The following is a 26,757-nucleotide window of genomic DNA, read 5'->3' as shown; positions in this document are numbered from 1 at the left end:
TCTCAGCGGTCGAAGCGCATGCGCCGCAGGCGCGAGTCTCGACCGCTGAGACGCGAGACTCCCCGGGGCCGCGAACACGCCGCGCGGAGCGCGGCCAAGATAAACTGTCACAATGCTCGTGCGAGTGCAGAACCCCGCAGGGACCAACGCCGAGCGTGCGCTGATCGACTGGTTGCGCACCTGGAAGGATCCGTCCAGTCCGCACGGCGTCGCCACCATCAACGCGAGCCTGTTCCACCAGGATCGGCTGCACCAGTTCGACGCGATCGTCTGGACGCCGTCGAGTTGCGTGATCATCGAGGCCGAGGCGCTGGTCGCGCGGCAGGACGGCGTGCTCGAGATTCCGCTGAACGGCCCGTGGACCATCTCGGGCGAGCCCGCCGCGCTGGAGGGACGGGACCGGCGCACACCGCTGGAGAAATCCCGCGAGCACACCTACGCGCTGTACAACTGGCTCGCCGCGCGCGGGCTCGGCCAGCGGGTGGTGCACGGCATCGTGCTGGTGGTGCCGCTGCGCGGCGCCGAGCTCACCATCCAACAGGCCTGGAGCGACCCGAGTTTCGACGTCGTGCTCGGCGACGACCCGTCCCGGTTGCGCTCGTACTTCGAGCAGCTGGCCGAGGAGGAACAGTTCCTGTGGACCGCGAACGATATCGCCGTCGCCTTCCGCGGGCTCGGCATTCTGCCGTATCTGCCCGCCCCGCAGGATTTGATCAACGAGGGTTTCCTCGGCCCGATCGACATCACGCTGTGGCACGGCGGCCCGAACCAGGCGCAGGCCGAGGCGTATGTCGAGGAGATGCGGCTGGCCAAGGAGCGCGAGGCGCAGGTGAGCCCGCGGCTGCGCATCGAGGCGCCGTGGTACAGCCCGTGGAAGCTCTACCCCCGGGTGCCCGGCGATATGGATATGGGCCAGGCGTTCATGCGCATCCTGCTCGCCACCGGGATGATCGTCGCGTTCGTCTGGGTGCTGTGGTTCGTCATCGCGCTGGTGCTGACGTACGGTCCCGGATAGTCACGCGGTCGGCGTCGCCGCCGGATCGGTTTCGGCGAACGGCTGACTCTCCCGTTCCACCAGCAGCGCGACATGCAGGCGGGACGGACAGTCGAGTTTGAACATCACCTGGCGCACATGGTTGACCACGGTCCATTCCGAGATACGCAGGTGGGTCGCGATCATCCGGTTGGTCATCCCGGTGGCCACCAGCCTGGCGATCTCGCGCTGCCGGTTGGTGAGCGCCGCCAGCGGCGACTCGTCGGGTGCGCGCAGCAGCGGAGCGGAGCGCGCGTAGGTGATGGCGGCGGCCAGATCCATTTCCGAGCCACGCCGGGCGACCGCACGAAAACGCTCCTCCCCCAAGGCATTCCGGTAATCCGGTTCGGCCATCGAGCAGTCCTCGGCGGCCAGTGGCGGGATGGCGTGCACCTCGCGCAGGTGCCGAGCCGCCATGGACAGCGTCGCGGCCACCTCCCGGTAGTCGCCGCCGGCGGCGAAATAGGCCAGCGCGCAACCTTCCAGCGCGTTGATCGCGGGCAGCAGATGCGCCTCGATGCCTTCGGTGCCGAGCACCTCGCGCAACAGCAGCAGCGCCCGGTCGAGGGTTTCGGGCGCGAGCTGTGTGCGGGCCAGCATGTACAGCGCGGGCAGCCGGATGGGCAGCTCGAATTCGCGCACCCGGTCGCGCACCACCGCCCATCCGGTCCCGTCGCGGCGAGCCGGGAGCGGGATCTCCGTCATCGCCTGCGCCACCTCCAGCCAGCCGACGAGTTCCTCGGACAGCCGGTCGGCCCGCAGGGCGGCCGACCGCAGCTGCCTGCGCGCGCCGTCATCGTCGCCGAGCATGCACAGCGCGGTGCCGAGTACGACCGCGCACCCGGCCGCGCCCACCGGATCACCCGAATTCCGGTATCCGGCAACGGCATCGGTGAGCAGTTCGACCGAGCGGTGCAGCCGCGCGGTGCGCAGCGCCCAGATGCCGAGCACCTGGCGGCACAGCGCGGCCGACGCGGCGCCGAGTTCGTCCGTGCGCAGGGTGCGCGCCAGCAGCGATTCCACCTCGGCCAGATAGCCGTGCGCCACCCACACCGGTTCCAGCCGGGCGGCGGCCGCGACGGCACGCTCGGGCTGGCCGGTTTCCAGCAGGTGATGCAGCGCCGCGAGCAGGTCGGCGATCCGTGCGCCCGCCTTCGCCATCGCATCCGCGCGCTCGCCGTCGCACCGCAGCAGCGGACCGAGCACGGTGGCCAGCCGGCACAGACGATCCACGTGTGCCCACCGAATCCGTTCCGCGCGTTCGGGTTCCGCGGCCAGCACGCGCCGACACCAGGCGCGCACGGTTGCGAAGAGGCGATAGGCGGCCGTGGCGGGCGCCGCCGGATCGTGTTCCAGCAGACTGCGATCAACCAGCTCGGCGATGGCCGCGCCGGTGCGCTCCTCGTCGATGACGCTCACCAGGCAGGCCGTCTCGAGATCGAATGGCGCCTCGAACAGCGAAAGGCGCAGCAGCAGCTCCAAGACGTCCGGATCCAGGCCGCTGACGCCCCAGCCGACCGCGGCGTCCATGCCGCGGTGCCGGGCGGGCACGTCGACGAAGAAGGGTGACTGAAGGTCGGCGCCCGCCTTGATGCGGTGCAGGGTGCGTACCGGCCCGAGGCGCGCGATCGCGCCCGCGGCGAGCTCCAAAGCCAGTGGCACACCGTCCAATTCGCGGACGATATCGTCGAGCACCAGACGGTCGGCCAGTGCGGCGAGCCCGCGATAGTGGCTGTCGATGCTGTCCAGCAGCAGCCGCGCGGCGGGTGAGGCGGCCGGATAGTAGTCGCCGTCGCCGCTTTCACCGGGTAGCGGCCGCACCCGGACGATATGTTCCCCGCGCAGGTGCAGCGGCGCCCGGCTGGTCGCGACGATCACCAGGCGCGGGCAGCGGTCGAGTAGGGCGGCCACATCGGCCGGGATCGCTTCGATCAGGCGATCGCAGTTGTCCAGCAACAGGGTTGCCGGTGCGTCCCGGATCCGGGCGGCCAGCAGCGCCAGGATCGAGTCGACCCCGGCCACCGGCCGCACGATGCCGAGCGGGCGACCGCCCACCGCCGCGAGAACCGCATTCCAGGCCGCGGCGCGATCGGCGCACTCGGCGAGGTCGACGGCGACGCCCGGTTCGGCGGGAGTGCGCCAAGTGCCTTCGAATTCCTTGCCGCACAAGGCCGCTCGCGCCAGCCTGCTCTTGCCGACGCCCGCCGTGCCGGTCACGGTGAGCAGCCGGGGACCGGATGCGGCGAGCAGTTCGGCGAGCTCGGCCAATTCGCCGTCGCGTCCGACGAGCACGGGCAAATGGTGGGCGGCACTACCGGGCTGAGTATTTCGGGATATCACGGGCAGCTGCAATCCGTAATTCCGATCAACCATCGCTGTCCCTCTCACTGCACCCACGCGCCCGGTCGCCGCGAAACATCCCATGCATCAACCGCATCCGGGCGCGAGCCGAACCTTCGATTCGCGCGGTTCACCGCGCGAATCGCTGCAGAACGACAATACCAAGCCACACGGTCCCGGCAGCGGAATCGATGCAGGCTCGTTTCCCGGTAGGGGCAGGCACTTCTCGTTCGAGTCGGGCTGCCGTCGGTATAGCAAATACTTGCCATACAGGCGATTTCGCGAAACTCGACCAGAAAAGCATTGCGGTGGCGCGTTATTCGGAGCAATTGGTAGAGCTGCGCGTCCGGCGACCGCGGTTTCGGCAATCGCGCCCGTAATTCTGCGGGCATGACAGGAAACGCTATGGTCGTCCGGTGAAACAGCGACAGCCGACCCCGGTGGTCGCGGCCGGGACGGTTGCGGCGGGCGCCGCGGTGACGGTCGCGTTACCGGCCACCTTCCCCGCCGACGGCGGTCCGACCGCGGCCGACCGCGCGGTCACCGAACCGGTGCACTCGGCGCTCGACGCGCATCCCGGCGTACTGCACGCGCTGGTGATCCCGAGCGACGGTTATATCGTGCTGCCGCTGCTCGTCGCCGCGGCGGCGTGGTTCGCTCATCGCGGCCGGTGGTGGTCCGCGGCGACCATGCTGCTCGCGCCGGAGCTGACCGTGGCGATCAATACCTTCCTGCTCAAACCGCTCTGGGCGCGGCCGCTGCACGACTACCTCGCGTACCCGAGCGGGCACACCGTCCAATTGGTCGCCGTCGCAACGGCATTCGTACTGCTGACGGATTCGGCGCGGGCCGGGTTGGCGGCGCTCGCGCTCACTGTGGTGGCGTTGGCGCTCGTCGCGATCGGCATGATCGGGCTCGGATACCACCTGCCCACCGATATCGTCGGCGGCGCGGCCGCGGCCATCGCGCTGACCACCGCGCTGTGCTGGCTGGCCGGGCTGCTCCAAACGGCCACCGACAAGGGCCGGGTCGATCACTCGCGACCGTAGCCGCGCGGCACGGTCTTCCACAGCATGCCGGGAGACGCGGCTCAGGTGCGGTCGTAGACGCTCGCGTCGTCGAGCATGGCCGCGCGCAGCATGTGTTCGGGCACGCCGAGTCCCTCGACGAGGGTCAGCGCGTCGGGACGCAACCGGTCCACCAGTTCGTTGACGCCGCGACGCACCGCCTTGGCCCGCTCGACCGACATGAACCGGTGCATGATGTACCACGCCGAATTCTCTTCCAGCAGTGTGTAAACGAACAGATCACACACCGTTTCGGCGAGGTCGCGGGCGGCTGGGTCGGCGATGCCGGCGATACCCTCGACGAAGGCCTCCAGCACCAGTCGGTCGATATGCGCGGCGCCCGCGGCGAGGATGTGGTCCTGCGCGTTGTCGAACGCCTCGAAAGGTCCGGTGTCCTTCGCACGGGCGCGCAGCCGGTGCGCCGCGGTGCGCAGCAGGTAGTCCTCCCGGTCGGCGAACAGCTGCAACTGCACCGGCCGGCGGGACAGATCGCCCTCGTCGACGGTGTCCTTCGCGCCGTCGCGCATGGTCTGGATGAGCTGACGCACGCCGGACCGCTTGCGCACCACGTCACCGGCCATGGTCGCGGCGAACCGCACCCAGCCGAGCGCGTCGAGATCGCGGACCTCGTCGGAGTACGCGGTGAGCAGTTCCTTGGCCACCAACTGGGTGAGCACCACGTTGTCGCCCTCGAAGGTGGTGAACACGTCGGTGTCGGCCTTCAGCGTCACCAGCCGGTTCTCCGTCAAATAGCCTGCGCCGCCGCAGGCTTCGCGGCATTCCTGAATGGCCCGGGTCGCATGCCGCGTCTGCGCGGCCTTCAACCCGGCGGCCCGCTTCTCCAGCGCGCGCTGCGCGCCCGGATCGAGATCCTGTCCGGTCTGCACCAGATGCATGCGGCGCACCAGGTCGTTCTGTGCGAAGGCGTACGCGTACGACTTGGCCACCAACGGCAACAACCTGCGCTGATGGCTGCGGTAATCCAGCAGCAGCGTCTCGGCCCCGGTATCGGGATCGGCGAACTGGCGGCGCTTCAGCGCGTACCGGACCGCGATGCTCAGCGCCACCCGCGCCCCCGCGGCCGCCGCGCCGCCGACGCTGACCCGGCCGCGCACCAAAGTGCCGAGCGTGGTGAAGAATCGGCGGCTCGGGTTCTCGATGGCCGAGCTGTACGTGCCGTCCGGCGCGACATCGGCGTAGCGGTTGAGCAGGTTCTCCCGCGGCACCCGGACGTTGTCGAAGACGATGCGCCCGTTGTCGACACCGGGTAGGCCGCCCTTGAGACCGTCGTCGGAGGTGGTGACGCCGGGTAGGTCGGCGCCGTGCTCGTCGCGGATCGGCACCAGCAGACAGTGCACGCCGCGCCGCTCGCCCTGGGTGATGAGCTGCGCGAAAACCGCTGCCATCCTTGCGTGTTCGGCCGCGCCGCCGATGTAATCCTTGCGCGCGGACGGTGTCGGCGTGTGGATGACGAATTCCCCGGCCTGCGGGTCGTAGGTGGCGGTGGTCTCCAGATTCGCCACATCGCTGCCGTGCCCGGATTCGGTCATGGCGAAGCAGCCGAGCAGATCGAGTGAGATGAGCCGCTTGACGTAATCGGCATGCCGTTCGGTGCCGAGATTTTCCACCGCGCCGCCGAAAAGTCCCCACTGCACACCGCATTTCACCCACAGCGACAGGTCACAGTAGGCCAGCATCTCCAATGCGACCACGGCGGCGCCGGGTTCACCGGTGCCGCCGTGCTCGCGCCGGAAGCCGCGTTCGGCGTAGCCGAGCGTCGCGACGGCCCGCATCTGCTCCAGCACCCGGGCCCGTGCGGCCCGGTAGTCGAGGTACGGATCGCCGATGAAGCGGTCGCCCGCGAGCTGGGTCCTGGCCTCCTCGCGGACCGCCGCCCATGGTCCGTCGAGTGCCGCGCGAAGGTGATCTGCCGTCGTCGATGTCCGGGTCGCGATGTCTTCGGCCATGTCCTCGACCATAGTCGGACGATGTCCGGTCTCCCGCTCCCGACGCGTGAACACGGCCCCTGAACTGCGGTTTCCGATTCGATCACACCTCTGGCCGACTTCGCCGGGACACAAATCGGACAGGCCTCTTGCTGGTGTTTGAACGGATGTTTAATATACTGAACGTGTGTTTAACCGACAGCCCCTATCGCAAGGATCCGCCGACGATCTGAATACCGCGGCGCGCATACGCGACGCCGCGATCGAGGTCTTCGGTGAGCAGGGATTCCAGGTCGGTGTACGCGTCATCGCGAAGGCCGCCGATGTCTCGCCCGGATTGGTCAACCACCACTTCGGATCCAAGGACGGCCTGCGCGCCGCATGTGACGAGCGAGTGCTCCAGCTGATTCGCGACGAGAAACTCAAGGCGATGAACGAGCTCAATCGCACCAAGGGTCTCCTCTCCGCGATCGCCGAGGTCGAGGTGTACGGACCGATGGTGGCCTACCTGTTGCGCACCCTGCAGGCGGGTGGGCCGGCGGCGATATCGTTCTTCGACCACCTGGTCGACGATACGGTGAGCTACATCCGAACGGGTGTCGATGCGGGGACCATCAGACCTAGCCGCGATGAATACGCCCGCGCACGATATCTGACCATGATGAATGTCGGCGCGGGGCTGCTCTGGATACAGCTGTATTGCTCGAACGGCGAAAAGATCGACTTCCGCAAGGCCATTCGCGACGTCACCGACGATCTCACCATGCCCGCACTGGAGATGTACACCCAGGGCATATTCACCGACTCAACGCTTTTCGACGCACTCACCAAGGAGGAGTGAATGTCCGGCGTCATCGAAATCAAGGATCTCCGAAAGACCTTCGGTCATGTCACGGCACTCGACGGGTTGAATCTCGCGGTGTCCGAAGGCGAGATCCACGGCTTCCTCGGGCCCAACGGCGCGGGTAAGTCCACCACCATCCGGATCCTGCTCGGCATCCTGCGGGCGACCTCGGGCACCGCCCGGCTGCTCGGCCGCGACCCGTGGTCCGACGCTGTCGGCCTGCATCACGAATTGGCTTATGTACCAGGCGATGTCACGCTGTGGCCGTCACTTTCCGGCGGCGAGACGATCGATCTGCTCGCCCGGATGCGCGGCGGCATCAATACCCGGCGGCGCGCCGAGCTCATCGAACGATTCGATCTGGATCCGCGTAAGAAGGCGCGCACCTACTCCAAGGGCAACCGCCAGAAGGTGGCGCTGGTCTCCGCGCTGGCCTCCGACGTGCGGCTGCTGCTGCTCGACGAGCCGACCTCGGGCCTGGATCCGTTGATGGAGCAGGTATTCCGGGAATGTGTGAAGGAGGCGCAGGACCGCGGCACCACGGTGCTGCTGTCCAGTCACATCCTCTCCGAGGTGGAGGTGCTGTGCGACCGGGTGACCATCATCCGGGAGGGCCGCACCGTCGAGAGCGGGTCGCTGTCGGATATGCGGCACCTCTCGCGCACCAATATCACCGCCGAATTGATCGGCGACCCAGGCGATCTCGCACGCATTCCGGGGGTCGAGGACATCGAGCGGGACGGCTCTACGGTGCGCTGCCAGGTGGACGGCGAACATCTCGGCCAGTTGATCCGGGTGCTCGGCGACGCCGGGGTGCGCAACCTGACGAGCGCGCCGCCGACTCTGGAGGAGTTGTTCCTGCGGCACTACCACATCGACCGCGATGGTGACGGAACCCGTTCCGCCGCAGCGACTTCCGCGACGGGGGTGCGGGCATGACAACCGCCGTCGCCGGGCGGCACTATGCGGCGCCCGCCGCGCGCACCGCCGCCGATTTCGCCGGAACCGGTCGGCTGCTGCGGCTCTACCTGCGCCGCGATCGAATCGTGTTGCCGCTCTGGTCGTTGCTGTTCGGGCTGGTGCCGATCATGTACCTGTCCAGCACCAAGAAGATCTACGACGGGAAACCCGCCGAGCTGGCGCAGTACGCCAAGACCATTCAGGACAGTCCGGCGCTGCACATGATGTATGGGCGGCTCTACGCCACCGACCTTCCCGCGGTTGCGCTTTGGAAGGGCGGTCCATTCTTCACGATGATCGCCATCGCTACCATACTGACCGTCATCCGGCACACCCGCGTCGAGGAGGATACCGGTCGCGCCGAACTCGTCGGCGCGACCAGCATCGGCCGCTACGCCGGACTCACCGCGGCACTGATCCTGACCGGTGCGGGCTGCTCGATCACCGGGCTCGTCTGCGCGGTGACGCTGAAATCCGAGACGTCCGGGGCGCATGCGCTCGCGTGGGGCGCGGCGCTGGCGGCATCGGGCCTGCTCTGGGGCGGGGTGGCCGCGGTGGCCGCGCAGGCGGGCAGCACCGCACGGGTGGCCCGCGGCATCGCCTTCGGCGCACTGGCCGCGGCCTTCGCACTGCGGGCCATCGGTGACGCGGGAAACGGTGTGCTGTCCTGGTTCTCACCGGTCGGCTGGTGTGTGCTGATGCGGCCGATGGCCGAAATCCGTTGGTGGACGCTGGTTCCGCTGCTCGCCCTCGCGGTGATCGCTTGGGCCGGTGCGTATTCGCTGCTGCGGGTTCGCGATACGGGATCGGGGCTGATTGCCGAACGACCCGGCCCGGCGACGGCCGCATCGGAGCTGTCGGGTCCGGTCGGGCTGGCCTGGCGACTGCAGCGTGGCACGCTGCTGGTCTGGGCGATCGGCTTCGCGTTGTACGGCGCGCTGATGGGTGGGATCGTTCGCAGCATCGGCGACATGATCAACAAGGGCTCCACGATGGGCGATTTCGTCACGCGGACCGGCGGCACCAAGGTGCTGGAGGACGCCTTCGTCACCCTCGGCATGACCATGCTCGCCATCGGTGCGGGCGCGTACACGATCTCCGCGACGCTGCGGCTGCACGACGAGGAGGCCAGCCAGCGGGTGGAGGCCACGCTCGCGGGCGCGGTGAGCAGGCGGCGATATGTCGCGAGCCACGTCGGTTTCGCATTGCTCGCGTCGGCGTTCCTGGTGCTGCTCGCCGGTACGGTGTTCGGCTTCGTCTACGGGACCGCGGCCGGTGACATCCCGGGCAAGCTGTCGGATACGTTGGGCGCCGCGCTCGTTCAGGTGCCCGCCATCTGGGTGTTCACCGGAATCGCGGTGGCGCTCTATGGGATAGCGCCGCGATTCACGCCGGTCGCTTGGGGTGTGTTCAGCGCGATGCTCCTCATCTTCGTGCTCGGCATGCTGAACGGGCTGCCGCACTGGACCGCCGATCTGGTGCCGTACAACCATCCGCCGAAGTTGCCCGGCGCGGAATTCACCGCGACGCCGGAGCTTTGGTTGCTGGCTGTCGCCGCCGGATTGATCGCGGTGGGCGCTGTCGCCTTCCGTAGGCGCGACCTGCGCTGAGTGTGTTTGTGGAGCTTTCGGCTTCCCGCGCTGGCAGTCATCTCCGAATTGTCTGCGCGGGAAGCCGACTGCTGTGCCGGGATTACGAGCCGTGCAGGCCGAGTTTGCCCGCGAGGCGCGCCAGATAACCCTGGACGTCTTCGGGTGAGCGGTCCGGTAGTCCGAAAACCGCTTCGGTGACGCCGGATTCGGCCCATTGCGCGAGCTGGTTCGCATCGTGGCGTCCGGCCAACGCGATCACCTCCGGTGTGCCCGTTCGCCCGTGCTCGTGCCAGACTCGGTGCAGCAGTTCGATTTTCGTATCGAGGCCGGTTTCGGCGGGTGTGGTGATCCAGCCGTCGGCGTTGCGGGCCAGCCAGGCGAAGGATTTCTCGGTGCCCGCGCAGCCGAGCAGTACCGGGATCCGTTTCTGGATCGGCTTCGGCCAGGACCAACTCTTGCCGAATGTCACGAATTCGCCCGCGTAGCTGGCTTCTTCGTCGGTCCAGATGGCCCGCATGGCGTCGAGGTGTTCGCGCAGGACCGCGCGCTTGCGGCCCGCCGGTACCCCGTGATGGGCGAGTTCATCGGTGTTCCAACCGAATCCGACGCCGAGACGCACCCGGCCGCCGGACAGGTGATCGAGGGTGGCGATGGTCTTCGCCAGCGTGATCGGGTGGTGTTCGGCGGGCAGCGCGACGGCCGTGGACAGGCCGATCCGGTCGGTGACCGCGGCGGCGGTGGACAGTGCGACCCACGGGTCGAGGGTGCGCAGGTAGCGGTCGTCGGGCAGGGTGGCGTCGCCGGTGCGCGGGTGCGCCGCCGCCCGCACCACCGGAATGTGGGTATGTTCGGGTACGTAGAAGGTGTGGAATCCGGCCCGTTCGGCGGCCAGCGCCGCGTCGGCGGGCGTAATGCCCCGATCGCTGGTGAACAAGACGATTCCGTGGCGCACCGGACACTCCCATCGGCAGAATTAGAACGAGTTCTACCACGGCTCGGCGGGCGAGACCAAGGGCGCGTTCCGGCGCACGAGCCCGCGCGCGGCGGACCTCCGCACACCCGGTGACCGGCCTCACAAAGCCAAATGCGCAGGTAGAGGCCGATTTTGATCGAAGGGTGGACCGGCTTTTACACCTTTTGATGGATGCTCGGTCCCGAGCGCGAACGTATCGTCGTCAGTAGCTGATTAGGGTAGCCAAAGTTGTAGGGCTGTCCGGGTGGCGATGGTGATTCAGCAGTGGCGATTCAGGTGAGGTGGTAGTCGAAAATGTCGGACACGCTTACGGAGACGGCTCCGTTCTCCACGCTCCTGCGCACCGCCACCGAACAGCAGCATTCCGACGCCGAGAACTCCAGCTTCGTCGGCGATCTGCTCGGCGGAAAGCTGGGCATCGACGCCTATGTCGCGCTCAGCGGTCAGCTGTGGTTCGTATACCGCGCGCTCGAGGCGAACTCCGCGCGCCTCGCCGCGGATACCGTCGCGGCCCCGTTCATCCGCGCCGAACTCGCCCGCACCCCGGAGCTCGAACGCGATCTCGCCCACCTCGCGGGCCCGGATTGGCGCGCCGAGCTGACGCCGCTCCCGGCGACCGCGGCATATGCCGCCCGCATCGAGGAATGTGCCCGCGACTGGCCCGCCGGGTTCATCGCGCACCACTACACCCGCTACCTCGGTGACCTGTCGGGCGGGCAGATCATCCGCGGCTCTGCCGAGAAGCAGTGGAACCTGCCCAAGCGCGGCGACGGTGTGCGCTTCTACGTCTTCGAAAACATCGGCAACCCGGCGGCTTTCAAACGCGAATACCGCGAGGCGCTGGACAACCTGCGCTTCGACGCCGACGAACAGGGCCGGGTGCTCGAGGAGGCGCAGCGCGCCTTCGCGTTCAACGCCGCCGTATTTCAGGAACTCGCAGCCCTTTACCCACCGCTCGCGGCGTAACCCCAAGGCAGCGAGCACAATCCGCGGCGGACATTATTGCGCCGCGGATTGTCGCCCGGCGAAGTCGCTTCGCGTGGGCATCAACTCCTGGCCGGTACCGCCGGATCCGCCGTGACCCGGCGCATTCGGGCGTCGAGCACACCGGTATCGCGCAGGCTCTGTAGATGCGCCAGCCGGGTGAAACGATGGAAGAAGTCTGCCGCGGTCAGGCCGCGGGCCCGGTATTCCGAGTAGAGCTCCGCCGCGCCCTGCGCGATGGTCCAGTGCGCGCGGAAGCCCAAAGCCTTTCTGGCAGCGGTGAAGTCGACACGATACGAGCGCGGGTCGGCGCCGGTTTCGCCGGTGATCACCAACTTGGCGCCGGGCACCGCGTCCACCACCGCGAGCGCGATCTGGGCGACGGTGAGATTGTTGTGCTCGGTGCCGATATTGAAGGCGCGGCAGTGAATCGCCTCCGCCGGGGCCGACAGGCAGGCCGCGAAGGCGGCGGCGATATCGCGGGCATGCACCAGCGGCCGCCACGGCGTGCCGTCGGAAAGCACTTTTACCTCGCCGGTGAGCACCGCGTAACCGACCAGGTTGTTCAGCACGATATCCGCGCGCAGCCGCGGCGAGAATCCGAAAGCCGTTGCGTTGCGCAGGAATACGGGCGAGAAATCGGCATCCGCGAGCGCCGCGACATCGTCCTCCACCCGGACCTTGCTCTCGGCGTACGGTGTGATCGGGCGCAGCGGAGCCGATTCGGTGACCAACCCATCCCCCGCCGCACCGTAGACCGAACACGTCGAGGCGTACAGAAAGCGCCGGACCCCGGCCGCCTTGGCCAGCCGGGCCAGCCGCACCGAGGCGTGATGGTTTATCTCATAGGTGATTTCGGGCGCGAGCGCGCCGAGCGGATCGTTGGACAGCGCCGCCAGATGCACCACCGCGTCGAATCCGGTGAGCTGCTCGGCGGTGACATCGCGCAGGTCGATCGCGAGCCCCGGCGGCTCACTCGGCAACGCCCCCAGCACGCACTCGGCGAAGAATCCGCTGTCCAGGCCGACCACCTCGTGCCCACTGGCGCGCAGCACCGGAACCATGACGGTGCCCAGATAACCCTGATGTCCGGTGACGAGAACCCGCATCTCACTTTCCTCCGAAATCGACGATGGCCTTGGCGAGTACGAACGCCTCGGCGTGCGGCGCGCGGCACTGCACCCCGCGCAGCCGCGACAGCCCCAGGAAGGACTGGGCGTCGAACCATGCCCGATCCGCTTGGGACGGATAGTGTTTCAGCAGCAGCCTGGCCTTCTCCTCGGCCAGATCGACGGAGAGCGGCTGGAATACGGTCGGCGCGGGAGTATCGGTCTCCCACTTGAGTATTTCGTATCCGAGGGTGAGCTGATCGCGGAATTCGGTGGGTACCAGCTCGGCGAGCAGGCGGTGGTCCTGGTGTGCGTCACCGGGTTGCGGCATGAACACCAGATCCGGATTGGTCTGGCGCCGAAAGGTATTCAGCGCGCGCTTGACCCGGTCCCAGTGCGCCGGGGTGTGGCCGTCCGGCAGGTCGAGCACCGTCAGTTCGACGTGCGCGTCCGGGCAGAACGCCTCCAGCGCCGCCCATTCCTCGTTCTCCCGCTCGGTGCCGGCGCCGCACAGCACCAGCGCCCGAACCCGCAGCCGCGGATGCGCCCTGGCCAGGGTGAGCAGGGTGCCGCCCATACCGATCGCGATATCGTCGCAGTGCGCGCCGAGCGCGGCGATCTCGGCGACGCGCCCGGTGGTCAGCCGAATCACACTCGCTCCCAAACCATCCAGGGCCGCTGACCGGTCCGGTAGCCCATATCGAGTTCGGCGCGTTCCTTGAAGGTGTCCGCGGGTTTCCAGAAGCCCAGATGCCGGTATCCGAACAACCGGCCCTGCCCGGCGAGCACACCGCAGGCGTCGGCGACCAGATCGCCGCCGGGCGGCAGCAGATCGAACACCTCCTGGGTGAGTACGAAGTATCCGCCGTTCTCCCACAACGGCATTCGCGCGACCGGTAAGATCTCCTTCACCTCGCCCGCCGGGGTGAGGTCGACGCAGTGGAACGAGGATTGCGGCGGCACCACCATCATCGATGCGGCCATACCGGAGGCGGTGAATTTCGCGATCATCTCGTCCAGGGGCGCGTCGGTGAGCACATCGGCGTAGTTGGCCAGGAAGTACCGCTGGCCGGCCAGATGCGGGCGCACCCGGCGTAGCCGCTCGCCGATCGGCGATTCCACGCCGGTGTCGACGAAGGTGATCGACCAGTCGCTGATATCGGTGCGCAACAATTCGACCCGGCCGTCCCGGATCACGAAATCGTTGGAGACCGATTCCTCGTAGGTGAGGAAGAAGTTCTTGATGTGCTCGGCGCCGTGCCCGAGGCATAGGATGAAATCCTTGTGACCGTAATGCGCGTAATACCGCATCACATGCCATAGTAGGGGCCGCGGCCCCACCAGCTGCATGGGTTTCGGAATCATATCGTCGGTGCCGTCGCGCATCCGCATGCCGTAACCGCCGCAGAACAGGACAACTTTCATCGTGCGTGTCTCCCCGTGATAATTTCGATCGGCGCGTTGTCCGGCCATTCGGCGCGATGCAGGGCGGGCAGTGGATACACCAGTTCCGCGCCCCACTCACCGATATGCCGCAATTGCGCGGTGATCTCCCGCTCCAGATTCCAGGGCAGCACCAGCACGACATCGGGCCGGTCCAGATCGATCCGCTCTACCGGATGGATCGGAATCCTGGCGCCCGGCGTGAACTTTCCGTGTTTATAGGGGTTGCGGTCGACCGTGTATTCGAGCAGATCCGGCCGGATACCGCAGTAGTTGAGCAGCGTATTGCCCTTGCCCGGCGCGCCGTAACCGACCACCCGCTTACCCTTCGCCTTGCAGTCGAGCAGAAAGCGCAGCAGTTCGTGGCGCACCGCCTCGGCGCGCGGGCGCAGCTCGAAATAGCCGTCGGCGCGGTGCAATCCGGCCTGCGCCTCCAGCTCCAGCACCGCCCACACCTGGGTGCTCGGCGCGCTCGCCACCGGATCGGGCCGGGCCCACAGGCGCAGCGAACCGCCATGTGTCGGCAGCTGTTCCACGTCGACGACCGTCAAACCCGCGGTGGCCAAGGCGCGTTGCGCGGCCAGTACCGTGTAGTACTGGAAGTGCTCGTGGTAGATCGTGTCGAATTGCCCGAGCCGCAACAGATTCAGCGCGTGATGGACCTCGATCGACAGCCAGCCGTCATCGGCCAGCAGGGTGCGCAGCGCGCGGGTGAAGCCGCGCAGGTCGGGCACGTGCGCGTAGACATTGTTGGCCACCACCAGGTCGGCCGCGCCGTGCGCGCTGCGGATCCGGCGCGCGGTCTCTTCGGTGAGGAAGACGGTTTCGGTCGGCACACCCGCCGCCCGCGCCGCCTCGCCGACGTTCACCGAAGGTTCGATGCCGAGGCAGGGAATTCCGGCCGCGACCACATGCCGTAGCAGATAGCCGTCATTACTGGCCACCTCGACGACGAACGAGTCACCGTCCAATCCGAGCCGCCGGACCGCCTGCCCGACGAAGGTTTCCGCATGCCGCACCCAGCTATCCGAATACGACGAGAAATAGGCGTATTCGGTGAAAGTTTCCTCCGGGGTGATCAATGCCGGAATCTGTAGCAGCAGACAGTCCTGGCACACCTGCAAGTGCAGCGGAAAAGTCGTCTCGGGACGGTTCAGCTCGTCCGCCCCGAGGAACTTCTCGCATGGCGGCGTCGCACCGAGATCGAGAACGCTCGCCAACCGCTCGGATTCACACAGTCGACATCGCACGAATGGCCCCACCTTCTGCCGTGAAGACGATCGGCGGCTTATTGCCCGCCGATGCTGGAGAGTTCGGCCCGAACCAGTGAGACGTTACAACTACGGCTACCTGTCGGGTAGGTGAAATCCCCTGCCCGGGAGACATTTTCGGACCACTTTCAACGAAGTCCGGTTGGTAGCATTTCGGCGGCAAATCATGCCGTTGGTGGTACGCATCGGCCGTCGCCCACCGCCGCACCCGTCGACCTGGACCGACGCCGCCGCGACAATGGGGGCGGGACCGGTTCAAAACCGACCGCCCCCTTATTGGTTATCGCGTGGAATACCTTGTGTACCTTGCGATTCCGCATGTAAGACCCATTGTGTTCTGTAACAATCGCGTTCTGGCCGCCGAAACTACGAGCACCCCGGGCGGCCGAACGCAGGCCGCGGGTCCGGTCGATGGGGATCGGGAGAGGAATCACTTTCCGTAGGGGGAGGTGCGTGTGTAATGAGCTTCGAGCTCGCCGACAACGACGATCTGGATTTCGCGCGACCACCGCGGGTGCTGCCGCGTCCCGCTCGGGAACGATGGCAAACCGAGTATGTAAAGCGCTTGGCTGCAACCGATTTCGTCGTGATAGCGCTGGCGGTCGGGCTCGCGCAGCTGATCCGGTTCGGCGGGCCCGCGGCGCCGCCGCTGGCTTGGCACCTACCCTACGAGGTCGGCTACACGGTGGTGTCGCTCGCGCTCGCGCTCACCTGGTCGGCCTTTCTCGCCGCGGGCAGCACCCGCTCCCCCCAGGTGGTCGGTTCGGGGGCCGAGGAATACCGCCGCCTCGTCGCCGCCACCATGCGGCTGTTCGGCCTCATCGCCATCCTCTCGCTGATCTTCCAGATCGAGTTCGCCCGTGGGTATTTGGCGATCGCGCTACCACTCGGCCTGCTCGGCCTGATGTTCAGCCGCTTCGCCTGGCGGCTGCATGCGCGGTCCCGGCGCGGCCGCGGCGAATACCGCAGCTCGGTGCTGGTGGTCGGCAGTCCGGAGGCGGCGCACGCCATGGCGACGGCGTTCTCCCGCGATCCCGCCTCCGGTTATCGCGTGGTCGGCGTCTGCATTCCCGAAGCGCCCGGCGGCACAGCGCAATACGAATTCCAGGCCTCGGGCCACACCTTCTCGGTGGTCGGCGACGACCGCTCGGTGCTCGACGCGGTGCACCGCAGCGGGGCCGACACCGTGGCGGTGACCGCGACCGAACATCTCGGTCCCGTCGAATTCCGGCGGATGGCATGGGAACTCGATCCACTCGGGGTCGAACTGATCGTCGCGCCCGGCGTCATCGATGTCGCGGGCACCCGGCTCACCAATCGGGTTGTCGCCGGAATGCCTATGCTGCACATCGCGAAACCGCAGTACGACCGGGCCAAGTCGACCGGCAAAGCGGTCTTCGACATCTGCTTCGCGGCGGTCGTCCTGCTCGCCATCGCACCCACCCTCGCGGGCATCGCGCTGGCGGTCAAACTCACCAGCCCCGGGCCGGTGTTCTACCTATCCGAGCGAATCGGCTTGGGCGGCAAGCCGTTCCGCATGATCAAATTCCGCAGCATGTACGTCGACGCGGACCGCTACATCAACTCGCTGATCGAGACCAACGGCGGCAATCCGCTCTTCTTCAAGGTGAAGGACGACCCGCGGGTCACCCGGGTGGGGCGGATCATCCGCAAGTTCAGCCTCGACGAACTCCCCCAGTTCATCAACGTGCTGCGCGGTGAGATGAGCGTTGTCGGCCCGCGGCCGCAGGTGCGGCGCGAGGTGGCCAGCTACGACGGCGAGATGCGGCGCAGGCTGCTGGTGAAGCCGGGAGTCACGGGGCTGTGGCAGGTGAGCGGACGATCCGACCTGTCGCTGGAAGATTCCGTCCGGCTCGATCTCTCCTACGTCGAGAACTGGTCGATGGTGCTGGACCTGCTCCTCATCGCCAAGACCATCGGCGCGGTGGCCCGCGGCGAGGGCGCGTACTGAGCGGCCCGCGTCGTGTCCGTGCCGCCCTGCCGCGCCTGCGGCTCCGCCGAACTGCATACGGTGCTCGATCTCGGGAAAGTGCCTGCGGCGGACCATTTTCCGCCCGCGGCGACGGCCGTTCACCCCGCTGAGTCGGCGCATCCGTTGCGGATGCGGCTATGTGCCGGATGCGGGTTGGCTCAGCTGGCCGAGGACGACACCATCACCCGTGAGCCGCGCGGGGTCGAACCGCGGGCGCTGCGGGATCAGGCGGCCGATGCGGTGGGCCGGGTCGCCGCCTCGGGTTTGCTACGCGGCGGCTCGGTGCGCGAGTTCGGCAGCCCGCACGGCGGCAGCTGGCTACCGTTGCTGACCCGGCGCGGCTTCGCGACGACGGCTCGCGCTGCGGATGTCGTCATCGATTGCTTCGGCCTCATGCACCACGCTGACCAGCGGGCGGCGGTCGCGGCGCGGGCCGAGGCGACCGCGCCCGGCGGGCTGCTGCTCGTCCAATACCACTCCTTTGCCACCATCGTCGCGGCGCGGCAGTGGAACGCATTGCGGCACGGACATTTTGCTTACTATTCGCTGGAGGCGCTGCAGCGATTGCTGATGGTTGCCGGAATGACCGTCGTCACCGGATGGACCTTCGATCTGTACGGCGGGACGGTGCTCGTCGCCGCCCGGCACGGCGCGCACGAACCCGACGAATCGATCCGCGCGATTCGCGCCGCCGAGGCGCCGTTCACCGAGCCGGCCGCCGCGCGCGAACTACAATGCGCCGCCGATATGCACGCGACCGCATTGCGCGAGCGCCTGGAATATGAAAAGGCGCGCGGAAAGCGCGTTTACGCGTATGGCGCAGCCTCGCGCGCGGTCGCGGTATTCAGCCGTGCGGGAATTCATCGGGGATTGATCGGGGCGGTCGCCGACGCCGCACCGGCAAAACGGGGACGGCGTATGCCGGGCACCGATATCCCCATCATCGGACCGGCCGAACTCCTGGCCGCCGCACCGGATCTCGTCCTGCTGACCTTGCCCGATCTACTGGAGGAGGTGCGCGCGGACTTTCCGGGACTACACGGCCGCTGGCTGATCGATGACGCGGCGGGGCCGAAATCAGAAACATAGTTGCGGGTAATTCACCATTCCGACCGGCCGGGAATTAACCAGCAAACCGGTGATTACTTGACGTGACATTATTCATTTACCGGGTACGCATTGTCGTCAACCATGGAAATGCTTGGTGCCCTCGGAAATTCGAAGGGGAGCGGGCGTCGAGCGCGCGAATCGCGCCCGGCACACAAGGGTTCGGCACATTCACGACAGGGGTTATTTGATGAGGGATACCGATCAGCTCCGTCACCGGTGGGCGGCGGACGACCGGGCGGGCGGGAACCGGCCGACACCGATGCGGATGGCCGCGCTGGCCTCGATCGTGGCGTCCGGCATCGCCCTCGGCGGCGGCATCGGATTCGGCGGCGATATCGGATTCGGCAATGCCACCGCGAACGCGGCCATCGACAGCAGCAACACCATCGTCGATCACGGCGAGCGCACCATCGAGGCGATCCAGCAGGACACCCGCATCGATTTCGTACCACCGCTGGACGGAAACCCGTTGACCCGCGAGTGGTTTCACAGCGGCGAGGCCGCATTCCACATCACCGGGCCGCGCGCGGGCGATTGGGCCGGGCACATCACCATCGGCTACGAGGTCGGCTATCCGGCGACGCTCAACGGCAACCTCACCTTCAACTGGTCGACGCCGGGTCTGGAGTTCGAACTCGGCGGCAGCGACGGTTTGAAGGCCGATCTCACCAATGTCATTCCGACGCTCGGCCTTCAGTTGCAGGTCGGCTTCGGGCCCGGCATCAAGGATATCGAGTGCGCGGGCGGTGATGTCTCCGGCACCGAGGGTTTCATCAGGATGTCCGGCTTCCACGGCACCGTCAGCGGTGTGCTCGGCCGGACCACCATCCGGCCGTGGGTCCGGGTGGTCGGCTCGACCGGCGACACCGTTATCACGTACGGGCCGCTCTGGAGTATCTAAGAGTCACAAGGTAATTCGCTTCACAGCAGATCGGGGCGGTTGCGCACGGTGGCAATGGTGCGCACCCGCAGCCGGTGCAGTGCGGCACCCGCCAGCCGGGCGTCGCCCGCCAGCACGTCGCCCCGGCCGACCAGATCCGGATAGTCCGCCGCGATGCGGTGGTGGAAGCGCAGCATATCGGTCAGCTTGCTGACGGTGGAGGTCCGGCTGCACAGGTTGAACGACGAATTACGCCATGCGGCAAGGATTTCCGTCATACCGTAGAACATGCCGAAGGATGCGACCCTGGCGAAGAGGTCCACATCCATCGGAAACACCAGATCACCGCGCAGGCCGCCGACCTTGTCGAAGTGCTCGCGATAGAACATGGCGGCGGCCGTCGGTCCGAATTCGGCCGGTCCGCGCCGGACGATGGTGCGCGCCAACGTCTTCGGGGTCCGCATGCCGAGCAGGCCGGCCAGGCCGAGCCCGGTCTCCAGCAGTTCGTCCGATTCGCCGATCACCTCGAACCGGCCCGCCGAGATGGCGATCGAATCGTCGGCCATCACCGCCAGCTGCGCCGCCAGCGCGCCGGGACGCAGCACGTCGTCGGCGCACACCACCTTCACCAGCTCGCCGGTGCTCGCGCCGATCGCCCGGTTCCAGTTGTCGCCGATGGGCAGCGCGACGTCGTTGCGCAGCACCCGGACTCGTGGATCCGCGACCGAGCGGGCGATCTCACCGGTGGCGTCGGAGCTGGCATTGTCCAAGACCAGCACCTCGAAATCCGCGTCCTGATCGAGCACCGAGCGCAGCGTGGTCTCCAGGGTCCGCTCGGCGTTGTACGCGGGTACGCACACCGACAGTGTGGTCACGATCAGCCCCCTAGCCTCGGTAATTCTCGCCGCGAGCCGTATGTTCAATTAGCGGCGTTCGCGGGCCCTTCGTTACGCGGGCCGCAGGGTTTGTTCCCGGCCCGCTCCTCGACGAGTCCGCACGCCCGGGCGAGTGCGGCGCGGCTGGCCTCGATCTGCTCGAGGGCCTTCTGCTGCAATGCATCCCGCACCGCGGGCGCCTCGTTCCACACCGCCGCTACGGCGGCGGACAGCTCCGATTCCAATGCGGCGGAATCGAGATGCACCACCCGCAGCCCGGCGCCGAACATCTGCGCGAGGCCGTGGAATTTGTCGTCATAGTACTCCGAGACCGTGATGCCGATCGCCGGAATCCCTTGGGAGAGCGCGAAAACCGCGAGGTGATACGCACTGGTGACCAGCAGGCGGCAGTCGGCCACCTGACGGGCGACATCGCGCGCGGTGCCGCCGCGCCCGACGGCGGGCAGCGCGCGCACCGAGCCGTCCAGCAGCGGCAGCGTGCAGCGCCGGTCCTCCGAGGCGTATTCGGAGATGATGAGCGGGACGATGCCCGCGTCGAGTTCGCTCGCCATCCGCCGCACCACGGTGCCGAGCGTGGCCCTGGCCGCGTCGCTCACCCGTGCGTAATCCGCGACCCGCAGGCACAGGCCCAGATTCGCGCCGATTCTGGCGTCGCGCAGCCGGTAACCGAATTCGACCGCGTCGTCACCGGTCACCATGACGCGCTCCGGATGGACGCCGAGGCCGGTCAGCAGTCCGGGCCCGCGCCTGCTCTCGCGCACGGCGACGAGATCGACCGAGGGCAGCACCTTTCTGGCGTGGTCGAGCAGACCGGAATCGTGCAGCGGACCGATGCCCTGACCGAGCATCGCGGTCGGAATACCCTGCGCGGCAGCGTAATCGAGCAGGTCGAGGGTGCGGTGCGCCTGGTACCGGTCCACATCGGTGAGGTAGCCGCCGCCGAGCGCCAGCACCAGCGACGCCCGTTCGGCGGCGGGCGGGATCCGGACCGGGAAGACAGCTGTATCCCGCTGTTCGGTGTCCGCGCGCTCGCGCCGGTCGGCGAGCGCGGCTCGGACGCGATCCTTGGGGCCGTCGGTGGCCGCGCGCCAGCGCAGTGCCAGCGGAGCGACCAATTTCGTTGCGGCCGTTCGGGTCACCCGGCCGCGCAGATCGTCGGCGGGCCAGTCCCAGTCCGGCCCGGAGATCGGCTCGACCGTCGGCAGCAGGGCGCGCAGGATGGCGGGCTGATGGGTGAGCACCCCGATCCGGGCGCGCGGCCAGCGGGCGCGCAGTCGTTCGACGGTCATCACCATCATTGCGATATCGCCGCGATTGCGCAGCCAATACTCACCGTTTTCCACGAGGACCCGCAACTCGCCCTCGTCGAGCCGGGCCTGCTCGGCCACGGAACCGTGGATGCCCACTGTCAGTCCTCCCGCCAGCCCCCGCGGGTCGCCCGTGCCGAGCACGAACTCGGGAGTGAATCTACCGTACGTTCCTGAGAATCGGCCACTTGTGCAGTTCGGGAAAATACCGGCTAGTCCGTTGTGGGCGAATGGGATTCGGCATTTCGCGGACCGCGTGAAAAATTCCCGCCGTCCCATAGACTATTGCGCGGGAAGCGAGTTCGACCCGACCGGTTCGACGCGGCCCCGCCTGGTTCGACGCAGCATTGCCTGGAGTAGGGGGCCGCGGTGACGAAAGGGCCCGAGACTCTCCGGGTGCATATGACGGGTTCCGAATGGTTCGGGGCGGCGCCGGGCGGGCTCAATCGGTATTTCACCGATCTTTATGCGGCGCTTGCCCGCAATCCCGAGGTCGCGGTGTCGGCGACGGCGTTCGGGCGGGCTGTCGGCGACGGCGGTTCGTGGGGTGATATCGGTGGATCCACCGCGCGCCGGGCACGAACGGCATTTCTCGCCCGTCACGCCTTACGCGATGCGGACGTTCTCGATCGGCACTTCTGTCTCTACGGTCCCGCGGCGCTCGGTCCGCGCGGGCGCATCCCGCTCGTCGTGCATTTCCACGGGCCTTGGGCGGCGGAGAGCAGGATCGCCGGACAGGGGCCGCTCGCGGTCAAGGCCAAATATTTCCTGGAACGGCTCAGGTATGCGGGCGCCGCGCGAATCGTGGTGCTGTCCAACCACTTCGGTCAGCTGCTGAGCGACGAGTACGGAATTCCCGCGCAGCGGATCGCGGTGCTGCCGCCAGGAGTCGATTTGGATCGCTTTCGGGCCGAACCGATTCCGGAATCGTCACGAACCGTGCTGTGCGTGCGCAGGCTGGAGCGCCGGATGGGCATCGATGTGCTACTGCGCTGCTGGCCCGGCGTGCGCCGGGCGCACCCCGACGCCCGCCTGGTGATCGTCGGCACCGGCACCGCGGAACGCGAATTGCGTTCGCTGGCGGCCGGGCTCGGCGATCATGTCGAATTCGCCGGACGGGTCGACGACACCGGCCTGGCCGAGCTCTACGCGGGGTCGGTGTGCACGGTGGCGCCGACCGTCGCGCTGGAGGGTTTCGGGCTGATCGCGCTGGAATCGCTGGCCGCGGGCCGGGCGCCCGTCGTCACCGATTGCGGCGGATTGCCGGATTCGGTTCGCGGACTCGATCCTTCGCTGATCGTGCCCGCCAAGGACGCCGACGCGCTCGGCGCCCGCCTCGTGGCCGCGCTGAACGGCGCACTGCCGACACCGGCCGAATGCCGGGCGCACGCCGCCACCTTTTCGTGGGATGTCACAGCGGCCCGCCATCTGACGATGTACCGGGAAATCACGCGATGACTCGGGCACTGTTCCTCACGCACACCGCGGCGCCGTCCGGGGCCGAGCTGGCCACCCTGCGGCTGCTGACGGCGCTGCGCGCCACCGGCGGGGCCGAGGTCGCGATGGCCTATACGGAGGACGGTCCGATGGTCGGACGCACGCGGGCGCGCGGGATCGAAACCCGGGTATTGCGAAGCGGATTCGACAGTCGCGCGATGACCATCGGATCGGGTCCGCTGCGACTGGCCGCCGGGTTCCTCGGACTGCTCCGGCTCGGCTGGCGGCTCGGTGCACTGGCCCGCGAACTGTCCGCCGACGTATTGGTCGCACAGAGTACGAAGGCGCTCGTGATGGGCTTGGTCGGGGCCCGGCGGGCGCGGATACCGCTGATCTGGCAGGTGCACGACCGGATTTCGGTGGACTACTTCGGCAGGCTGCCGGTGCTCGCGATCCGGCTGCTCGGCCATTGCGCCGACGGCTACGTCGCCAACAGCCGAACCACCCTGCGCACCTTGCGCACCGGACGCAAACCGGCCGTGATCGCCTATCCCGGCGTCGAATTCGGCGCCGATCCCCCACCGCGCGAACAGCATCCGCCCGCGGACACCGTCATCGCCGTAGTCGGCCGCCTCACCCCGTGGAAGGGGCAGGATGTGCTGCTTCGCGCGGTCGCCATGATGAAAGTCCCGCCACGCCAAGTCTTTCTGGTGGGCGGCAGCTTCTTCGACGAGGAGCCCTACCGTGCGCGCCTGCAACGCATGGCCGCCGGACTCGCGCTCCCCGTCACCTTCACCGGGCACGTCGACGATCCGGAGACCTACCTGCGCGCCGCCGATATCCTGGTGCACTGCTCGGTGCTGCCCGAACCGTTCGGTCAGGTCGTCGTCGAGGGTATGCGCGCGGGCTGCGCCGTAATCGCCACCGGCCCAGGCGGTCCCGCCGAAATCATCACCGACGGAGTCGACGGATTACTGGTCGACCCCGGCGATCCGGCAGGGCTGGCCGCCGCACTCGACGACCTCGTCGCGGATCCGGAACGCCGTGCCCGCATCGCCGCGGCGGGGCGTGCCAGGACCCGGGATTTCGGCATCACCGAGTCAGCGGGCATCGTCGCCGATTTCCTCACCACCTGCGCACGACGGCGCACCGCGGAAGCGAAAACCCATGGCTGATCACGAATATCACCCGCCCGTCGCGCACGGCGCGCATCGCCGCACCGACAGCGCCCGCGGGCGCAACGGCGCCGGCGCGCACCAGCGGCACGGCCTGCTCGCCATCATCCGCGATATCGGGTACGTGATGTTCGGTAAGTACGGGCAGTACGTCATCACGATCGTCACGGTGCCGCTCATCGCCCGCACGCTCGGCGCCAGCGGACTCGGCCTGCTCGCCATCGGCATGTCGTCGTATTTCATCGGCTCGCTGATGGTAGATCTGGGGATCACCTCATTCCTCGCGGCCCGGGTGCACGACACCGGCGAACCCGGCGGCCACCGCCATCGGCAGTTGAATCAGTTGCGCGGCAACTACTTCGCGATCCGGGCGACGACGCTCAGCGTGATGGGCATCGCGCTGCTCGGCAGCTACGCGCTGGGCGCGCCGGTGCAGCTGGAGATGATTCTGCTCGGTCTGTTCTCCGGTGGTTTCTGGTCTATCTCGGAGGACTGGCTGCTGATCGGCCAGGGACGATTCGGCACCTCGACGGCGTATCAGGGCATCGGCCGGATCGTCTACCTCGCGCTGCTGGTCGCATTTCTGCCGCGGCTACCCAGCCCGCAGGTGGCGGTGCTGTGCCTGCTGGTGTCGTCGGTGCCAACGGTGGCGCTCACCTGGTGGGACTCCTTCCGCACCTTCGGCAGACCGGCCAGGCCGGCCGGACTTCGCTCCGTATTCCGCACGGGCGCGCCGGTTCTCGCCTCACGGCTGCTGGTCACCGTGTACGGCCAAGGCGCGGCCGCGGTCTACTCCGCGGTACTCAACCCGGCTGCGCTCGGCCTGTACTCGGCCGGCGACCGGCTGGTGCGCGCCATCCAGTCGACGCTGGACCCGATCGGTTTCGCGCTGCTGCCGCGGATGGCCCGGCGCAGCACCGAGGACGGATTCTGGCGCAAGAGCCTGCAGGCCCTCATCGCGTGCGTCTGCCTGGCCACCGCGGCCACCGCGGTGGTGTGGGCGGTGGCGCCGCTGCTCATCCATCTCATCTTCGGCGCCCAGTTCACCGGCGCCATCGGGCTTTTGCGGGTGGAGATCTTCATGCTGCCGGCGACGACCGTCACCTCGTTCGTCACGACGGCCATCCTCCCGGTGCGCCAGGACACCGTCGGGGTGCTGATCGGCGCGATCATCGGAACCTGTGTCGCGGCCGTCGCGCTCGGCATCGCCTTCCGCACCCATTCGGTGTGGACGCTGGTCTACGGCAGCGTATTCACCGAATGCACCGTCGCCGCCTGGTATCTCATCCGAGTGCGCGGGCTGATTGTGCGGGAGCGGACCGTACCGTTCACCGGGGCTCCGGCGATAGTCCTCATGCGCGAGGAGGGTGCGGCGTGAAAATCCTGTACGTCGGCGACGATTGGGTCGGCAGCAATGCCCGCTCGCTGGCGGACGGCTTCCGCCAGGCCGGGCACGAGGTGGTGGTGATCGATTCCACCGCCGTGACGTTACCGGCACGGCTGTCCCCGCCCTGGGTATACGCCAAGGTCGCCGGGCGCCGCGCGCCGTGGCGGGTGGCCGCGATCCACACCGAGATCGACCGCGCCGCAGCGGATTTCCGGCCGGACCTGCTTTTCGTATTCAAGGGCGTGCACCTGGACCAGCGCAGGTTGCTGAGCGTCCCCGCCGCGCTGCGGGTGCACTACAGCCCGGACGATGTCGCCAACCCGGTGAACACCTCTCCGGAATACCTTGCGCACGAACGTGATTGGGACCTCATCGTAACAACCAAGCGGCACAACGTCGGCGAGCTGCGCGCCCGCGGCGCCCGCGAGGTCCGGTTCGTGCGCAGCGCTTACGATCCCGCATGGCACCATCCCACCGCGCGCCGCGGCGGCACGCGCTATCTCGTCGGCTTCATCGGCGTCTGCCGCCCGGACCGGCGCACCGATATGGTCGCGCTCGGCCGCACCTACGGTGCGCGGCTGCTGGTGCGCGGCCCCGGCTGGCGCCGGGTCCCCGAATTGCGGGCCACCGGAACGACTGTCGCCGGACCGGTCTACGGGGAGCAGTATTCGCAGGCGGTCGCCGCCGTCACGGCCAATCTGGTGCTGCTCAACTCCGATAACCGCGACACCCACACCTGCCGCACCTTCGAGGTGCCCGCGGCGGGCGGCCTGTTCGTCGGCGAACGCACCGACGAGCACGCGGAACTGCTCGACGACGCCGTCGACTGCTTCCTCTTCGGCAGCAGGACCGAACTGCGCGAGATCATCGACTGGTGCGCGGCGCATCCCGAAAAGGCCGCCGCGGTAGCGGAATCCGGCTATCGCCGGATCACCGAGGGCAGGCACCGGTATGTCGACCGGGCCAGGGAGATCGTCGATGCGCTCGCCTGAAGTGGCTTCGACCCGCAC

22 protein-coding genes are annotated in these 26,757 nt (G+C 67.9%); 13 read left to right on the top strand and 9 right to left on the bottom strand.

The annotated features are described in order from the left end of the window. Positions 1–112: 112 nt before the first annotated feature. Positions 113–1,015 (top strand): nuclease-related domain-containing protein, encoded by a 903-nt coding sequence (locus LGY53_RS31670; protein ID WP_225730350.1) that lies wholly within the window; start codon positions 113–115, stop codon positions 1,013–1,015. Here the strand turns inward: LGY53_RS31670 and LGY53_RS44255 are convergent, their stop codons facing one another. Beyond that, complete coding sequence (locus tag LGY53_RS44255; protein ID WP_225730349.1) at positions 1,016–3,325, bottom strand: LuxR C-terminal-related transcriptional regulator; 2,310 nt, start codon at positions 3,323–3,325, stop codon at positions 1,016–1,018. It lies immediately after the preceding gene. A 464-nt stretch (positions 3,326–3,789) separates the two neighbouring features. On the opposite strand from LGY53_RS44255, the gene LGY53_RS44250 reads away from it, so the two are divergent. Continuing rightward, positions 3,790–4,422 carry a phosphatase PAP2 family protein gene (locus LGY53_RS44250; protein ID WP_225730348.1) on the top strand — a complete coding sequence of 211 codons (633 nt, stop codon included), beginning with the start codon at positions 3,790–3,792 and terminating at the stop codon, positions 4,420–4,422. A gap of 41 nt (positions 4,423–4,463) precedes the next feature. On the opposite strand, the gene LGY53_RS31655 is transcribed toward LGY53_RS44250, so the two are convergent. Next, entirely contained in the window at positions 4,464–6,407 is a 1,944-nt protein-coding gene (locus LGY53_RS31655) for an acyl-CoA dehydrogenase (protein WP_225730347.1), read from the bottom strand. Between the two features lie 166 nt (positions 6,408–6,573). On the opposite strand from LGY53_RS31655, the gene LGY53_RS31650 reads away from it, so the two are divergent. From LGY53_RS31650 to LGY53_RS31640, 3 genes are read left to right on the top strand one after another with little or no spacing between them, the layout of a single operon-like run. After that, positions 6,574–7,227, top strand: a complete 654-nt coding sequence (locus LGY53_RS31650; protein WP_225730346.1) for a TetR/AcrR family transcriptional regulator — start codon at positions 6,574–6,576, stop codon at positions 7,225–7,227. Next, the gene (locus LGY53_RS31645; protein WP_225730345.1) at positions 7,228–8,169 is read left to right on the top strand and encodes an ABC transporter ATP-binding protein; all 942 of its coding nucleotides are present in this window, start codon (positions 7,228–7,230) and stop codon (positions 8,167–8,169) included. Then, on the top strand, positions 8,166–9,800 hold the full coding sequence (locus LGY53_RS31640; RefSeq protein ID WP_225730344.1) for an ABC transporter permease: 1,635 nt from the start codon (positions 8,166–8,168) through the stop codon (positions 9,798–9,800). Before LGY53_RS31645 ends, LGY53_RS31640 begins: the two co-directional genes overlap by 4 nt. A gap of 82 nt (positions 9,801–9,882) precedes the next feature. Here the strand turns inward: LGY53_RS31640 and LGY53_RS31635 are convergent, their stop codons facing one another. Continuing rightward, positions 9,883–10,734 (bottom strand): LLM class F420-dependent oxidoreductase, encoded by an 852-nt coding sequence (locus LGY53_RS31635; RefSeq protein ID WP_225730343.1) that lies wholly within the window; start codon positions 10,732–10,734, stop codon positions 9,883–9,885. Positions 10,735–11,049: 315 nt separating this feature from the next. Here LGY53_RS31635 and LGY53_RS31630 point away from each other — a divergent pair, with 315 nt between their 5' ends. Next, positions 11,050–11,721, top strand: a complete 672-nt coding sequence (locus LGY53_RS31630) for a heme oxygenase (biliverdin-producing) (protein ID WP_225730342.1) — start codon at positions 11,050–11,052, stop codon at positions 11,719–11,721. An 80-nt stretch (positions 11,722–11,801) separates the two neighbouring features. On the opposite strand, the gene LGY53_RS31625 is transcribed toward LGY53_RS31630, so the two are convergent. From LGY53_RS31625 to LGY53_RS31610, 4 genes are read right to left on the bottom strand one after another with little or no spacing between them, the layout of a single operon-like run. Next, positions 11,802–12,848, bottom strand: coding sequence for an NAD(P)-dependent oxidoreductase (locus tag LGY53_RS31625; protein WP_225730341.1), 1,047 nt, complete (start codon positions 12,846–12,848; stop codon positions 11,802–11,804). A 1-nt stretch (position 12,849) separates the two neighbouring features. Then, positions 12,850–13,500, bottom strand: a complete 651-nt coding sequence (locus LGY53_RS31620) for a PIG-L deacetylase family protein (protein ID WP_225730340.1) — start codon at positions 13,498–13,500, stop codon at positions 12,850–12,852. Continuing rightward, positions 13,497–14,273, bottom strand: a complete 777-nt coding sequence (locus LGY53_RS31615; RefSeq protein WP_167474706.1) for a glucose-1-phosphate cytidylyltransferase — start codon at positions 14,271–14,273, stop codon at positions 13,497–13,499. The genes LGY53_RS31620 and LGY53_RS31615 overlap by 4 nt, the downstream gene beginning before the upstream one ends. Next, a complete protein-coding gene (locus LGY53_RS31610; RefSeq protein ID WP_225730339.1) occupies positions 14,270–15,541 on the bottom strand; it encodes a class I SAM-dependent methyltransferase in 1,272 nt (423 codons plus the stop codon). The genes LGY53_RS31615 and LGY53_RS31610 overlap by 4 nt, the downstream gene beginning before the upstream one ends. A 481-nt stretch (positions 15,542–16,022) precedes the next feature. Between LGY53_RS31610 and LGY53_RS31605 the strand changes: the two genes are divergently transcribed. The 3 genes from LGY53_RS31605 (at position 16,023) to LGY53_RS31595 (ending at position 19,566) form a co-directional block, all read left to right on the top strand. Next, entirely contained in the window at positions 16,023–17,534 is a 1,512-nt protein-coding gene (locus LGY53_RS31605) for a sugar transferase (RefSeq protein ID WP_225730338.1), read from the top strand. An 18-nt stretch (positions 17,535–17,552) separates the two neighbouring features. Further along, positions 17,553–18,644 (top strand): methyltransferase domain-containing protein, encoded by a 1,092-nt coding sequence (locus tag LGY53_RS31600; protein ID WP_225730365.1) that lies wholly within the window; start codon positions 17,553–17,555, stop codon positions 18,642–18,644. Positions 18,645–18,852: 208 nt separating this feature from the next. Then, positions 18,853–19,566: an MspA family porin gene (locus LGY53_RS31595; protein ID WP_225730337.1), complete on the top strand. Its 714-nt coding sequence runs from the start codon at positions 18,853–18,855 to the stop codon at positions 19,564–19,566. A gap of 20 nt (positions 19,567–19,586) precedes the next feature. On the opposite strand, the gene LGY53_RS31590 is transcribed toward LGY53_RS31595, so the two are convergent. Together LGY53_RS31590 and LGY53_RS31585 are read right to left on the bottom strand one after the other, a co-directional pair. Then, positions 19,587–20,426 (bottom strand): glycosyltransferase family 2 protein, encoded by an 840-nt coding sequence (locus LGY53_RS31590; RefSeq protein ID WP_225730364.1) that lies wholly within the window; start codon positions 20,424–20,426, stop codon positions 19,587–19,589. Between the two features lie 38 nt (positions 20,427–20,464). Beyond that, the gene (locus LGY53_RS31585; protein WP_225730336.1) at positions 20,465–21,847 is read right to left on the bottom strand and encodes a polysaccharide pyruvyl transferase family protein; all 1,383 of its coding nucleotides are present in this window, start codon (positions 21,845–21,847) and stop codon (positions 20,465–20,467) included. A 303-nt stretch (positions 21,848–22,150) separates the two neighbouring features. Here LGY53_RS31585 and LGY53_RS31580 point away from each other — a divergent pair, with 303 nt between their 5' ends. The 4 genes from LGY53_RS31580 to LGY53_RS31565 are packed head-to-tail and all read left to right on the top strand — an operon-like array spanning position 22,151 to position 26,739. Next, entirely contained in the window at positions 22,151–23,206 is a 1,056-nt protein-coding gene (locus tag LGY53_RS31580) for a glycosyltransferase family 4 protein (RefSeq protein WP_225730363.1), read from the top strand. After that, positions 23,203–24,360, top strand: a complete 1,158-nt coding sequence (locus tag LGY53_RS31575) for a glycosyltransferase family 4 protein (protein ID WP_225730335.1) — start codon at positions 23,203–23,205, stop codon at positions 24,358–24,360. Before LGY53_RS31580 ends, LGY53_RS31575 begins: the two co-directional genes overlap by 4 nt. Beyond that, the gene (locus tag LGY53_RS31570; RefSeq protein ID WP_225730334.1) at positions 24,353–25,738 is read left to right on the top strand and encodes a lipopolysaccharide biosynthesis protein; all 1,386 of its coding nucleotides are present in this window, start codon (positions 24,353–24,355) and stop codon (positions 25,736–25,738) included. The genes LGY53_RS31575 and LGY53_RS31570 overlap by 8 nt, the downstream gene beginning before the upstream one ends. Next, on the top strand, positions 25,735–26,739 hold the full coding sequence (locus LGY53_RS31565) for a glycosyltransferase (RefSeq protein ID WP_225730333.1): 1,005 nt from the start codon (positions 25,735–25,737) through the stop codon (positions 26,737–26,739). Before LGY53_RS31570 ends, LGY53_RS31565 begins: the two co-directional genes overlap by 4 nt. The last annotated feature ends 18 nt before the right edge of the window (positions 26,740–26,757 follow it).

The sequence above is a fragment of the Nocardia sp. JCM 34519.1 genome (genome assembly GCF_020361265.1).
GTDB lineage: Bacteria > Actinomycetota > Actinomycetes > Mycobacteriales > Mycobacteriaceae > Nocardia > Nocardia arthritidis_A.
The sequence above is the reverse complement of the archived record's forward strand: the minus strand, read 5'-3'. Positions and strand labels throughout refer to the sequence as shown.

Coding starts and splice junctions, on each gene's coding strand:
- LGY53_RS31605 (WP_225730338.1), top strand. CDS start 16,023: ATGAGCTTCGAGCTCGCCGACAACGACGATCTGGATTTCGCGCGACCA.
- LGY53_RS31615 (WP_167474706.1), bottom strand. CDS start 14,273: ATGAAAGTTGTCCTGTTCTGCGGCGGTTACGGCATGCGGATGCGCGAC.
- LGY53_RS31625 (WP_225730341.1), bottom strand. CDS start 12,848: ATGCGGGTTCTCGTCACCGGACATCAGGGTTATCTGGGCACCGTCATG.
- LGY53_RS31670 (WP_225730350.1), top strand. CDS start 113: ATGCTCGTGCGAGTGCAGAACCCCGCAGGGACCAACGCCGAGCGTGCG.
- LGY53_RS31570 (WP_225730334.1), top strand. CDS start 24,353: ATGGCTGATCACGAATATCACCCGCCCGTCGCGCACGGCGCGCATCGC.
- LGY53_RS31580 (WP_225730363.1), top strand. CDS start 22,151: ATGACGGGTTCCGAATGGTTCGGGGCGGCGCCGGGCGGGCTCAATCGG.
- LGY53_RS31630 (WP_225730342.1), top strand. CDS start 11,050: ATGTCGGACACGCTTACGGAGACGGCTCCGTTCTCCACGCTCCTGCGC.
- LGY53_RS31645 (WP_225730345.1), top strand. CDS start 7,228: ATGTCCGGCGTCATCGAAATCAAGGATCTCCGAAAGACCTTCGGTCAT.
- LGY53_RS31655 (WP_225730347.1), bottom strand. CDS start 6,407: ATGGCCGAAGACATCGCGACCCGGACATCGACGACGGCAGATCACCTT.
- LGY53_RS31640 (WP_225730344.1), top strand. CDS start 8,166: ATGACAACCGCCGTCGCCGGGCGGCACTATGCGGCGCCCGCCGCGCGC.
- LGY53_RS31575 (WP_225730335.1), top strand. CDS start 23,203: ATGACTCGGGCACTGTTCCTCACGCACACCGCGGCGCCGTCCGGGGCC.
- LGY53_RS31595 (WP_225730337.1), top strand. CDS start 18,853: ATGAGGGATACCGATCAGCTCCGTCACCGGTGGGCGGCGGACGACCGG.